This is a genomic window from Actinomadura sp. NTSP31 (genome assembly GCF_041951385.1).
Taxonomy (GTDB): domain Bacteria; phylum Actinomycetota; class Actinomycetes; order Streptosporangiales; family Streptosporangiaceae; genus Spirillospora; species Spirillospora napierensis.
This window is the reverse complement of record NZ_JBGNUT010000018.1, coordinates 150,961-163,586: the sequence shown is the minus strand read 5'-3', so window position 1 is coordinate 163,586 and position 12,626 is coordinate 150,961. Positions and strand designations below refer to the sequence as shown.

Annotated in this window: 11 protein-coding genes; 4 read left to right on the top strand and 7 right to left on the bottom strand. The window is 71.0% G+C overall.

The features are described 5' to 3' along the window. Window positions 1-6: 6 nt before the first annotated feature. A complete protein-coding gene (locus ACA514_RS28625; protein WP_375044344.1) occupies window positions 7-1,020 on the top strand; it encodes a DNA topoisomerase IB in 1,014 nt (337 codons plus the stop codon). An 88-nt stretch (window positions 1,021-1,108) separates the two neighbouring features. On the opposite strand, the gene ACA514_RS28620 is transcribed toward ACA514_RS28625, so the two are convergent. The 5 genes from ACA514_RS28620 to ACA514_RS28600 form a co-directional block, all read right to left on the bottom strand. Continuing rightward, the gene (locus ACA514_RS28620; protein ID WP_375044343.1) at window positions 1,109-1,867 is read right to left on the bottom strand and encodes a metallophosphoesterase; all 759 of its coding nucleotides are present in this window, start codon (window positions 1,865-1,867) and stop codon (window positions 1,109-1,111) included. Then, window positions 1,864-2,100, bottom strand: coding sequence for a BON domain-containing protein (locus tag ACA514_RS28615; protein ID WP_375044342.1), 237 nt, complete (start codon window positions 2,098-2,100; stop codon window positions 1,864-1,866). Before ACA514_RS28615 ends, ACA514_RS28620 begins: the two co-directional genes overlap by 4 nt. Then, complete coding sequence (locus ACA514_RS28610) at window positions 2,097-2,738, bottom strand: nucleotidyltransferase family protein (RefSeq protein ID WP_375044341.1); 642 nt, start codon at window positions 2,736-2,738, stop codon at window positions 2,097-2,099. The genes ACA514_RS28615 and ACA514_RS28610 overlap by 4 nt, the downstream gene beginning before the upstream one ends. A 1,225-nt stretch (window positions 2,739-3,963) precedes the next feature. After that, window positions 3,964-4,359: an SCO5389 family protein gene (locus tag ACA514_RS28605; protein WP_375044340.1), complete on the bottom strand. Its 396-nt coding sequence runs from the start codon at window positions 4,357-4,359 to the stop codon at window positions 3,964-3,966. Between the two features lie 68 nt (window positions 4,360-4,427). After that, a complete protein-coding gene (locus tag ACA514_RS28600; protein ID WP_375044339.1) occupies window positions 4,428-5,774 on the bottom strand; it encodes a glycoside hydrolase family 1 protein in 1,347 nt (448 codons plus the stop codon). A gap of 857 nt (window positions 5,775-6,631) precedes the next feature. On the opposite strand from ACA514_RS28600, the gene ACA514_RS28595 reads away from it, so the two are divergent. Next, the gene (locus tag ACA514_RS28595) at window positions 6,632-7,183 is read left to right on the top strand and encodes a C40 family peptidase (RefSeq protein WP_375044338.1); all 552 of its coding nucleotides are present in this window, start codon (window positions 6,632-6,634) and stop codon (window positions 7,181-7,183) included. Window positions 7,184-7,254: 71 nt separating this feature from the next. Here the strand turns inward: ACA514_RS28595 and ACA514_RS28590 are convergent, their stop codons facing one another. Continuing rightward, complete coding sequence (locus ACA514_RS28590) at window positions 7,255-8,328, bottom strand: alkene reductase (RefSeq protein WP_375044337.1); 1,074 nt, start codon at window positions 8,326-8,328, stop codon at window positions 7,255-7,257. A gap of 101 nt (window positions 8,329-8,429) precedes the next feature. Between ACA514_RS28590 and ACA514_RS28585 the strand changes: the two genes are divergently transcribed. Both ACA514_RS28585 and ACA514_RS28580 read left to right on the top strand, forming a co-directional pair. After that, window positions 8,430-11,063: an AAA family ATPase gene (locus ACA514_RS28585; RefSeq protein ID WP_375044336.1), complete on the top strand. Its 2,634-nt coding sequence runs from the start codon at window positions 8,430-8,432 to the stop codon at window positions 11,061-11,063. Further along, window positions 11,060-11,929: an ADP-ribosylglycohydrolase family protein gene (locus tag ACA514_RS28580; RefSeq protein WP_375044335.1), complete on the top strand. Its 870-nt coding sequence runs from the start codon at window positions 11,060-11,062 to the stop codon at window positions 11,927-11,929. Before ACA514_RS28585 ends, ACA514_RS28580 begins: the two co-directional genes overlap by 4 nt. On the opposite strand, the gene ACA514_RS28575 is transcribed toward ACA514_RS28580, so the two are convergent. Beyond that, window positions 11,924-12,625, bottom strand: coding sequence for a dienelactone hydrolase family protein (locus ACA514_RS28575; protein ID WP_375044334.1), 702 nt, complete (start codon window positions 12,623-12,625; stop codon window positions 11,924-11,926). The genes ACA514_RS28580 and ACA514_RS28575 overlap by 6 nt on opposite strands. Window position 12,626: the final 1 nt, after the last annotated feature.

Sequence of the window (12,626 nt, the reverse complement as noted above, 5' to 3'; positions counted from 1 at the left end):
GCGCCCATGGAGTTACAGCGCAGCGACCCGTCCGAACCGGGCTTCGGGCGGCGCAGATGCGGCAGGGGCTTCCTCTACCTCCGCCCGGACGGCCGCCCGCTGGACGACGCGGCGGAGAAGGAGCGGATCCGCGCGCTCGTCATCCCGCCCGCCTGGCAGGACGTGTGGATATGCCCGGACGCCGACGGCCACATCCAGGCGATGGGCACCGACGCCGCCGGCCGCCGCCAGTACCTCTACCACGGCGCCTGGCGCGAGCAGCGCGACCGCGAGAAGCACGACCACGTCCTCGACCTGGCCGAACGGCTCCCCAAGGTGCGCGACGCGCTCGCCGGGCACCTCGCCGGGCGCGGCTACGGCCGCGAGCGGGTGCTGTCCGCCGCCGTCCGCCTCATCGACCTCGGCTTCTTCCGCATCGGCAGCGAGGAGTACGCGGCGGAGAACGGCACGTTCGGGCTGGCCACCGTGCTGCGCGAGCACGTCACCTGCCGGCGCGGACACGTGACGTTCGAGTACCCGGCGAAGGGCGCGAAGGACCGCTACCAGTCCGTCGCGGAGGAGAACGTCTGCAAGGTCGTCGTCGGCCTGATGCGCCGCAAGGACGACTCGCCCGAACTCCTCGCCTACCGGACCCGCGCCGGCTGGCACGACGTCACCGCCACCGACATCAACGACTTCATCCGCGAGGTGACCGGCGGCGACTTCACCGCCAAGGACTTCCGCACCTGGCACGCCACCGTCCTCGCCGCCGTCGGGCTCGCCGTCTCGACCGGCGCCGGCACCGGCGAGACGGCCCGCCACAAGGCCGTCGTCCGCGTCGTCAAGGAGGTCGCCGAGTACCTCGGCAACACCCCGGCCGTGGCGCGCGCCTCCTACATCGACCCGCGGATCATCACCCTCTACGAGGAGGGCAGGACGATCTCCCCCGCCCTCGGCAAGCTCGGCGTCGACGCCTCCCCCGGCGAACTCGCCACCCAGGGCCCGGTCGAGCAGGCCGTCCTGGACCTGCTACGCACCTGATCCTCGCCGCCCCGCATCCCGCGTCCGGTGGCCGCGAGACCTCCGCCCCTCCCCGGCGATCTCGCGGCCACCGGCCATCACGGGAAGGTCACCACGCGGAGACCCGCTCCTCCGCGACGGGCGCCGCCGCCTCCGCCACGTCCAGGCAGTACAGCGCGTAGGCGTGCTGGATCACCGGCAGCGCGACGTTCCGCACCCGGACGCCGCCCTGCGTCATCCCCTTCTCCGTCCCCTTGTGCGCGTGCCCGTGGATCGCCAGCGCCGGCCGCGCCGCGTCGATCGCCTCGCCCATCAGGTAGCTCCCGAGGAACGGGTAGATCTCCGGCGGCTCGCCCTCGAGCGTGTCCTCGGCGGGCGAGTAGTGCGTCAGGCTCACCCGCATGTCCGCGTCCAACTCCAGCAGCGCGGTCCCGAGCCGGTCCGCGAACGCCTTGGTGTGCCGGATGAACGCCTTCATCTCCGGCTCGCCGAAATCGCTCGCGCACCTGCCCTCGAACCCGCCGCCGAACCCCTTGCCGCCCGCGACGCCGAGCCGCATCCCGTCGCAGTCCACGACCGTCCCGTCCCCCTCCAGCACGGTCACCCCCGCCTCCGTCAGGACGCCGGTGATCTCGTCCTCCTGGTCGGAGTGGTAGTCGTGGTTGCCGAGCACCGCGATCACCGGCACCCCGAGATCCCGCAGCTCGCCCGCCGCGACCCGGCCCTCCTCCACCGTCCCGTGCCGGGTCAGGTCCCCCGCGACGAGGAACACGTCCGCGTGCCCGGCCAGCCGCCCGAGCCGCTCCCGGTACGCCCCGGCCATGTCGGCCCCCACGTGCAGGTCCCCGGCCGCCGCCACACGGATCATGAAAGCCTCTCCTCCCCGTCCGGCTCCGTCACCGCGACGACGTGCAGCTCGTTGCAGATCTCGTGGCCCTCCGCGGCGGCCCGCGCGGCGTCCTCGACCGCCCGCCGCCGCTCCTCGCTGGCCACCTCCCCGCGCAGGTGCACCACGTTGCCCCGCACGTCGACCCGGATGCCCAGCTCGTGCGCCCGCGACGTGAGCGCCTCCTGGATGTGCGCCGGCAGGTACTCGGTCACGGCACGCCCCCCTCGATGACGCCGAGCCGCGACAGCAGGGCCAGGAACGCGTACGCGTACGGCGAGTCCGCCGTCTCCGCGGCCACGTACCGCCAGTCCACCTGCTCCCGCAGTGCCCGGCTCACATGCAGAAACCCGCTGAAGTCGCACGCCGTCTCGCTGAACGCCAGCACCCGCATGACCACCAGGTCCGTCGCCGGCAGCACCGGCATGTACACCGCGCCCACCGCCATCTCCGTGGCCCGCCCCAGCAGCTCGGTGTCCACCGGACGCCCCGACGGCGTGTGGATCAGGTCGATGAGGTGCTCCCCGTCACAGACCTTGGCCAGCCAGTTCTCGGGGCTGTCCAGATGCCCCATGCCCGCCGCGCCGAGCGCCTCCAGCGCGTCCCCGACGTCGCGCTCCCGCACCACGAAGTCCACATCGTGCGTCGACACGGCCGCCCCGTGCGCATAGGCCGCGAACCCGCCCGCCAACGCGTAGTCGACTCCGGCGTCCCGCAGCGCCGCGGCGGCCCGCTTCAGGCTGAGCAGCAGCCCGTCCCCGGCCCCGCCCGGCCCCGGCGACCCGCTGCCCCGCACCACACCGAGATTCGGCACGCCCCCCGCGCGCCGCGTCCCGGTCTGCACATCCCCCACACGTGACTCCTACCCCTCACCGCGCAGCTACCCCCCATTTCCCCACCTCATACCCACTGGCAGGACCCCCGCCCCCACAAAAGCCGCCCCCCGACCACCACACCAACCCACCAACGACCGAATGGCGTGGACACCCCAGGGCGCGCCGCAACCGTCCACGCACACAGACCCCACGCCCAAGACCAACACACGCGACGACCGACACAGACACCCCCGCCGCCACACATCACGCACCACGCACCACGGCCGCCCAACCACCACGCCCGCCCAACCACCACGCCCGCCCGCTTCCCAACGACCAGCGGCGTGGACGCCGGGGCGCCGCAGCCTCCACGCGGGCCGCCCACCCTCCACCAGCGCGGCGACCACACCCGCCCAGCGGTCACCCAGCCCAGACACCGCACCGCTAGCCCGAATAGACGCAGACAAAGACGCCCAGCTCACCAGCACTCACAACGGCCGCCCGCCCCCACACCGGCGCGCACCACGGCCACCCGCCCCCACACCGGCGCGCACCACGGCCACCCGCCCCCACACCGGCGCGCACCACGGCCACCCGCCCCCACACCGGCGCGCACCACCGCCGCACGTCCCAACACCGGCGCGCACCACGGCCACCCGCCCACCACACCTCGCCGTCCCACCGTGGGGCATCTGGACAGCCCCGAGAACTGGCTGGCCAAGGTCTGTGACGGGGAGCACCTCATCGACCTGATCCACACGCCGTGGGGCGACTGGGTGGCGTGGACGCCCGGGGCGGTCCGGACATCCACGCACATCGCCCAACGCCGCCAGCGGCCGACCCAAGCGACCTGCGATCACCCAGCCCAAGCTCCACCGCTCGCTCGGCCGACCGGGCTCCCGCGTCGCAAGCAAGCTAAGCGGGCGCTTGCCTGTACGGGCGACCGTGTCGGGCCGATACGGGCGCCGGGCTCGTCCTGCGGTGGGCGCACCGGTGCTCGGCGAGCGCGCACCGAGGGCACCCGGGCGGCGCGGGCCGGTGTTACGTCGATGGCGTCGACACTCCACCGGCAGCCGACAGCCGCCGGTAGCCGGTGGCCAGCAGCCGATAACCACCACAGCACAGCCGGTAGCAGGCGGCAGGCGGCAGGCGGCAGGCGGCCGAAAGCTGGCGGCCTTTGGCCGGTGGCCGGTAGCCGGTAGTTGGCGGCGGTAGTCGGTGACTGGCGGCCACCGATCCCTGGGGGCCTCGGTCCGGGGCGGGTCAGCAGTCGACGAGTTCCGGGGACTGGTTGAGGAGCTGAGCTCGGGGCGAGACGAAGCGTGCGTAGCGGTCGGCGGCGCCGTCGGCGGCGAGGTCGAAGGCGGCCACGCGGTGGCAGTTCTGGAAGGCGAGCCGGACGCCGAAATGCCGTTCGAGCGCGCCGCGCATCGCGTCGCTGGCGAGGACGCGCAGCAGTTGGCCGCGAGCGTGCTCGTCCGGCGGCGGGGTCTGGTTGTCGGCGAACCCGGCGCCGCCGTCCCGCATCCGGGCGGCGACGCCGCTGACGACCTCCCACGCGTAGGGCAGTGACTCGCGGACGCACGCGATGAACGAGGCGTCGTCCACCTCGTCCCGCAGCGCCTTCTCCAGCAGCCGGTCGTCGACGGTCAAGGACATGGCCGTGCTCCCTTCCTCCGTTGTGCGGACGGATTCAGGGTGACATGAAAACGATATTCATTCCAGCATCAGCGCGCCGGAATCCGGTAGGCGGCGGGCGGGGTCGGGGTGGTGCCGAAACAGGTCGCGACCGGATCCTCGACCGAGCACCAGCCGGGTCGCCGGACCGGCACGTATCCGGAGGGGACGCCGCGGTTCGCGATGATCGATCGGTACGTCGCGACGGCGTCGGTCGGACGGCGGGCCAGGGACGGGTCGGTCAGCGCGTCCACCGTGTAGAGGCCGAACCGCGGCCGGTAACTGCCCCACTCGTAGTTGTCGGTGAGGCTCCAGTAGTTGTAGCCGATCACCTTCACCCCGTCGGCCATCGCCCGCTGGATCCAGTAGACGTGGTCGCGGAGGTGATCGCTGCGGGTGTAGCCGTCCGGGCGGGGCTTGCCGTTGTCGGTCGACATGCCGTTCTCGACCACGTACACCGGCAGCCCCGGCAGCCGCCGCTGGTAGCTCCTGAGGACGTAGTACAGCCCTTCCGGCTCCGGGTCGATCTTCCAGAACTCGCCGGTCAGCGCGTACCCGGCGGTGAGGTTCTCCGCGTTCGCACCGTAGTAGTAGTCGATGCCGATGAAGTCGAGCTTGTCGGTCACCTCGTTGAACAGGGCGGCGTCGAAGATGCCGTTCAGCGCCGTCCCGTACGCGACGTTCGTCGAGACCGGGGCGCCCGGGTCGATCTCGTGGATCATGTCGTAGGCGGCACGGTGGGTCCTGACGATCTCGGTCCGCATGGCGGCGAGCTGTCCGAGGTCCATCGGCCGCATCGTCAGCTCTTTGTACATGTAGGCACTGGCCTCGTTGAACGTGATCCAGATGACCCCCTGGCGCTTGTAGCGGTCGACGATGAACCTGGCGTTGCGCAGCCAGTCCGCCCCGGTCTTCGGGTTGTCCCAGGCGCCCTGGTCGGCCACCCATCCGGGATACACCCAGTGGTCCAGCGTGATCATCGGCCGCATGCCGGCGGCGCGGATCCGGCGGATGAGGTCGTCGTAGTAGGCGAGGGCCTTGGGATCGCGGACGCCCGGCCTGGGCTCGATCCGCGCCCACTCGACGGAGGAGCGGAACACGTTCGCGCCCAGGTTCCGCGCGAGCTTGATGTCGCCCGGATACCGGTGCAGGAAGTCGACCGACTTCCCGTACGGATCGCTGATCCCGGTCGCCTTGCGCTTGACGTAACGCGTCCAGTTGCTGTCGGGGAAGGAGCCTTCGCCCTGGAACCCGGACGTGGCGACGCCCCAGAGGAACCCACGGGGGAACGCGGCGGTCTTCGAGGCGGACGCGGCGGGCCCGGTACGGGCATGGGCGGCGGGCGAGGCGGTCACCGTGACGGCGACCGCGAGGGCGAGAGCGGGGAGCACGCGCACGAGGCGCGTTCTGCCGGACCTGCGGAACACGGAACTCCCTCCGGGCACCGGACATGAATCTCTCCCGGACTACAGGTCCGCGCGAGCCCCGAGTCAATCCCTGGGGCGTGGCCGGTTCCGGCAACGCTGCGTCCTCGATCCGCCACGCACTGGAGAGCCGTGACCGAAGTAACACTTTCGCGACCATTTGCCCGACTCCTTTCCGGATGGCGAAACCCGCGACCCCCGCGCATCCAGCGACCAGCCCAGTCAAACGCCCGCCGCCGGAGCACCGGAACTGGAATCACGTTCTGTGGATAACCACCCCGCCGCGCGGTCTCCGCCAGGCCTCGATCGACGCATTTCCGCAGCATGTGGCCCACTTCACAGAAGCCAGGAAAATGATCTTAATTTGCCCAGGCCGGGCCGCTGGCGCCACTCCCGCACCGGCCACCCGAGAGGCTTTGTGATCTACCTGAGATTTGCTTGACCCACTGGAGGCTGGCTACGTTCCTGCTCGGTTCATGCGGCACGGCAGCCGCTCGGACAACAGAACACGCACCGACGCGCGGCGGCGGCAGGTGTCCGGCTACTCGGGAGAGCGGCCGGCGCCGTCCCATCGGAAGCCCCCATGACATCGGGCGAGCCCGCGTCGACCGCCTAATCCGTGCAGACGAGAGGCACGGAGCCGGAAGCGGCCCGTAGGCCGCGGCACCCTCCCATGGCGCCGCGGACGCCCGAACGGGCGCGAAGCATCCCGAACCCCACCGGTCACACGTGGGGTGACGGCTGCCCGGTAGGCACCAACCGTGAGGTCTGGAGTCATTCTGCATACCCCCCGAAACCCCCTGAAGACCGGAATCACCGCTGGTGGCCTCGTGCTCACCACGACCACGGCGCTCGGAGCGACGCTCCTGGCCGCGGCCCCCGCGAACGCCGCCACCAACGTCCCGCAGCGCGTCACGCTCGCGGCATCGGCCACCAAGGCCACCGGGACGAAGGCCGCGAGCACCAAGGCGGCGCCCGCGAAGGCCACGTCCACGACGTCACGCGCCGCCAAGCAGAGCAAGCGCGCGGCCGTGGCCGTCAAGTATGCCTACAAGCAGATCGGTGACCCGTACCGGTACGGCGGTACCGGGCCAGGCTCGTGGGACTGCTCGGGCTTGGCGCAGGCATCCTGGCACAAGGCCGGTGTCAAGCTGCCGCGCACCACGCAGCAGATCTACCGCGCGGTGAAGCACAAGGTCTCCTGGAAGGGCGCCAAGGCGGGCGACCTGCTCTTCTTCTACAGCGGCCGGACGCACGTGGGCATCTACGTCGGGCACGGCTACATGATTCACGCGCCCAACTCGGGCTCGCATGTGAAGAAGGTCAAGCTGACCCACTACTACAAGAGCCAGTTCAACGGCGCCGTACGGCCCGGTTACTGAGCCGGACGCACATGCGAGGGCCCCGCACCGGACGACACCGGTGCGGGGCCCTCGGCCTGACCACGAGTTGGCTAGGAAAGGGACGGGTAGTCGGTGTAGCCGCGGTGGTCGCCGCCGTAGAAGGAGGCTCGGTCCGCCTCGTTGTAGGGACCGCCGGCCTTGATGCGGGCGGGCAGGTCCGGGTTGGCGAGCCAGAGTTCGCCGAAGGCGACCGCGTCCGCGACGCCCTCGCGCAGCGCGTCCATTCCGTACTCCGGCTTCGCCGGGAAGGACTCCGGCGTCGGGTGCGGGTTGAGGATCAACGTGCCCGGCCACGCGGCACGCACGCGCCGCGTCCTCTCACGGTCGCCCAGTTCCAAGACGTGGAGGTACGCGAGTCCCAGCGGCGCCAGTGCCTCCATCAGCGCGGCGTACAGTTCGTCGGTGTCGCTTTCGCTGACGCCATTGGCGCTGCTACCGGGCGACACACGGAATCCCACACGCTCGGGTCCGATCGCCTCCGCGACGGCCTTCGCCACCTCTACGCCGAACCGGATGCGGTTCTCGATAGCCCCGCCGTACGTGTCGGTCCGCTTGTTACTGCCGTCCGTTAGGAACTGGTGGATGAGGTAGCCGTTGGCGCCGTGCAGTTCCACACCGTCGAAACCGGCCGCGATGGCGTTGCGCGCCGCAGCGGCGAAGTCGTCCACCGCCTCGGCGATGTCGTCCAGGGTCATCTCCCGGGGTTCCGGGTGGTCGAGCATGCCCTCCGGTGCCCACATCTGCTCTCCCGTAGGGATCGGGGACGGCCCGATGGGCAGGCCGCCGTCCGGGTAGAGCGAGGGGTGTCCGACGCGTCCCGTGTGCATGAGCTGCGCGAAGATGACGCTTCCCTCCGCGTGGACGGCATCGGTGACCGCCCGCCACGCCTCCACCTGCTCGTCGCTGTGCAGGCCTGGCGTCCAGACATAACCCTGGCCCCGCACGCTCGGCTGCGTCCCCTCGGTGATGATGAGGCCCGCGCCGGCCCGCTGGGCGTAGTACCCGGCCTGCAGGTCGGTCACCTTGCCGTCGTGGACGGCTCTGCTCCGCGTCATCGGTGCCATCACCAACCGGTTGGCCAGCTCCAGCTTCCCGGCCGACAGCTGCTCGAACAGTTCCTCCATGACGTCCTCCTAGTGGCGTTCTCGCTGGTGAAGAAGCTACGAGCAGGCCGGTACACGGCGAATCAGTAAGGTTTCGGTAGTACGCCCCGTAGTTTGGATTCGTGCTTTACGGACGGAACGACGAACAAGCGCGGATCTCCGCGTTGCTCGCGCGGGCGCGCGACGAGGGGCGCAGCGGCGCGCTGCTGCTGCGCGGCGAGGCGGGCATCGGCAAGTCGGCGCTCCTCGACCACGCCGCCGACCTGCTGGCGGACGACGAAGGGGCGCGCGTCCTGCGGGTCACCGGGATCGACGCCGAGTCCGGCATCGCGTTCGCCGGGATCAACCAGCTGCTGTGGCCCGTCCGCGACCGGCTCGACGGCCTGCCCGGACCGCAGGCGGCGGCGCTGAGAGCCGCGCTCAGCGGTTCTGGGCCGTCGGGTGACGCCCCGCCCGCCCGGGACCGGTTCACGACCGGCCTCGCCGTCCTGACGCTGCTGGCCGACCTCGCGGAGGACGGGCCCGTCCTGTGCCTGCTCGATGACGCCCAATGGCTCGACGGCGCGACCGCCGAGACGCTCCTGTTCGCGGCCCGGCGGCTGGCGGCCGAGGGCGTGGTGATGCTGTTCGCCGCGCGGGACGCCGCGTTCAGCGGCGCCGGCCTCCCCGAACTGCCCCTCGAACGGCTGGGCCGCGACGACGCCGAACGGTTCCTCGCCGGGCATGGCCTTTCGCCGGCCATCCGGGATCGCGTCCTGCGCGAGTCGGGCGGGAATCCGCTGGCGCTACGCGAGTTCGGCTTGACCGGGGGCCGGTTGCCGGACGGTTCCCGGCCATTGCCCGTCACCGACCGCGTCGTCGCGCGGTTCCAGAGTCAGATCGACGAGCTTCCCGACAAGACCCGCCTGATGCTGCTCATAGCCGCCGCCGAGGGACGCGGGTACATGCCGAGCCTGCTCGGCGCCGCGCACGAACTGGGCGTCGGCCTAGAGGACCTGGAGCAAGCCGAACGGGCCGGGATGGTGGAGGTGAGCGGACGCTCCATCGCCTTCCGCCACCCACTCATCAGGGCCGCCGTCTATCAGGGCGCTGTGGCGGCTTGCCGGCTCGCCGTCCATCGGGCATTGGCGTCCTCCTCTGAGGACGCTGATTGCCGCGCGCGGCATCGTGCGTCTGCGGCTCTAGGGCCGGACGAGGACGTCGCAGTCGATTTGCAGAACGCCGCAGAGCGCGCGCAGAAGCGCACCGGGTACGCGACGGCGGCAAGGCTTTACGAGCAGGCGGCCTACCTCAGCCCAGACCAGGACACGCAGGCCGCACGGTTCCGCGCCGCAGCCAACATGGCGCTTCAGGGCGGTCGGCCGGACGAGGCGGAGGATTTCGCCACCAAGGCGGGCGCGCTCACCGACGACCCCGCAGAACTCGCCCGCCTCGGACGTGTCCGCGCGGTGGTCGAGTACGAACGCGGTAACCGTCCTACCGCCGCGCGCATGATGGTCGAGCACGCCGCCTACGCGACGCCCGACGACAGGGCGGCGATGCTGCGCGCAGGCGCCGCCTATGCGTGGACCTCCGGAGAGACACCGGCCCTGCTGCGCGCCGCCGAATCGCTGCCGGACGACGCGTTGGTCAGCGGTCTCGCACTACTGGCCGGTGACGACCTCGAACGCGGAGTCCCTCTGCTCACCGGGCTGGTCGCGCAGGCGCGCACGATCACTCCGGGACCGGGCGTCGCCGCAGGCCTCGACGAGGCGGCGCGGCTCGCGCTGATCCTCGGCGAGGACGAGGCGGCGCTGGAGTTGGCCGCCGTCGAGACGGCGCGCTGCCGGTTGAACGGCCTGATCGGCGCGCTGCCGGGCGTCCTGCGGACGCAGGCGCAGGCCCAGGTCGCGACAGGCCGGCACACGGACGTGGAGGCCACGCTGATCGAGGCGATCTCGCTCGCCTGCGACACCGGCCTGCCCAACGACGGTTGGCGGCTCTCCGCCGTGTTCGCCCGCGTGGCGGCGGTCGAGGGCGACGAGTCCCGGCTGCGTGAGATGCCGGAGGAGACCGGAGGTGCGCTGGGCCTCCTCGAACTCGGGCTCGGACGATATGACGACGCGCTCCGCCACCTGGAGGCCATCCCCCACCAGTACAGCGCGGACACCATGCTCGCTACAGCGGACCTGATAGAGGCCGCTATGCGCGCCGGACAACCCGAACGCGCCCGCGCACCACTCGCCCGATTCCGCGCCTGGGCCGACGCCGTGCAGCAGCCCTGGGCCTTGGCGATCGCCCTGCGATCCGAAGCCCTCCTGGCCGACAGCGAGGAACCCTACGAACAAGCCGTCCGCCTACACGAAAAGGCAACGCGGCCATTCGAAAAAGCGCGGACCGAGCTTCTCTACGGAGAGTGGCTACGCCGGGCCCGTCGTCGCTCCGACGCCCGTACGCCTCTTCGCTCCGCCATGGAAATCTTCGAGCGGCTACACGCCAAGCCCTGGCTGGAACGCGCGCGCGCCGAACTGCGCGCAACCGGTGAGTCCGGCTCTACATCGATCCCCACCGCGCCGGTGCTGCTCGACCGCCTCACCCCTCAGGAACTCCAGGTCGTACGCCTCGCCGCAGAGGGCATCAGCAGCCGCGAGATCGCCGCGCAACTGTTCCTCAGCCGCCGGACGGTCGAGTACCACCTCTACAAGGCCTACCCCAAGCTCGGCATCTCCTCCCGCAAGGAACTCTCCCGCCTGGCCCTGGAACCCTCCTCCACATGACCGCAACCGCCGCGAAACGCTCACACGCCTCGCTCCTCGCCCTCTCCGTAGGCGACGCACTCGGATCCCAGTTCTTCGTCCCCGAGAACCGCCCCGCCTTCGAGGCCCAAACCCTTCCGCCAGGCCCATGGCAGTGGACGGACGACACGGAGATGGCCGCGTCCATCCACCTCGTCCTCTGCAAGCGCGGCACCGTCGACCAAGACGCCCTCGCAGAGAGCTTTGCCGAACACCACGACTTCGACCGCGGCTATGGGCCGTCCACCGGGCGCCTCTTGCGGCTCGTACGAGAAGGCGGTGACTGGCGGACGCTCGCCCGTGAGCCCTTCGATGGCATGGGCTCCTGGGGGAATGGCGCCGCAATGCGTGTGGCACCACTGGGCGCCTGGTTCGCGGGCGACCCCTCCGAGGCCGCCCGCCAAGCGGCCCTTGCCTCGGAGATAACACACCCCCATCCCGAGGCCATTGCGGGTGCGGTCGCCGTAGCCGTGGCCACGGCCATCGCGCCCGGCAACCCGTCACCGGGCGGCTTCCTAGACGAGGTCTTGGAGTACACGCCACAGGGCACCGTTCGCCAGGGCATCGCCGAAGCGCGCCGGCTGCTGACCATCGGCGACGTGGCGACCGCCGCAGCCGTCCTGGGCAACGGCCGCCGGGTCGCCGCGCACGACACGGTGCCTTTCACCCTCTGGTCAGCGGCCCGCCATCTCGGCGACTACGAGCGGGCCTTCTGGGCCACGGCGGCTGCGGGCGGCGACATCGACACCACCTGCGCGATAGTCGGCGGCATCATCGGACATCCACCCGCAGCCTGGCTCGCCGAAACCGAGCCGCTCCCTGGCTGGTGCCTACAGGCCGCGCTATGAGGCGGGTAGGTGGCGGCCGAGGAACTCCTCCGTGAGGCGCCACGCCCGGTCCGCCGGCTCCGGCTGGTAGAACATCGGGGCCTTCCGGTTGTGGAAGGCGTGCCCGCCGTCCTCCTGGACGTGGATCTCCATCCGGTCCCGCCCCTCGACGGCGCGCTCGACGGCCGCGACGTCCTCCCGCGAGATGTAGTCGTCGGACCCGCCGAAGTGGAACTGCAACGGCGACCGTACGGCGTCGAGCGCCCCCAGCGCACCCGGAACACCACTGCCGTAGAACGACACCACGGCATCCGCCTCAGCCCGAGTAGCGAGCAGATACGCCAGCGTCCCGCCAAAGCAGAACCCGACGACGCCCACCCGGCCGTCGACCTCCGGCAGGCCCCTTAGGGCTCCCAGAGCCGCCTCCACGTCGTCCTGGCCCTTGTCCCAGTCGAACTGGGACACCATGGACATCCCCTTGGGCAGTGCCTCTTCGGTGTGCTTCGTCGTCCAGTTCGGTTGGATCCGCCAGAACATGTCCGGAGCGGCCACCACGTAGCCCATCGCCGTCAGGTCCGCGGCGACCGCCTCCATGTACTCGCCCACACCGAAGATCTCCTGGATGAGCAGGATCCCCGGCCCACGCCCGCTCTCGGGCGTCCACACGTGCAGCCGGAACTCCCCGTCCGGCACCTTCACCATCTCGATTCGGGTCATG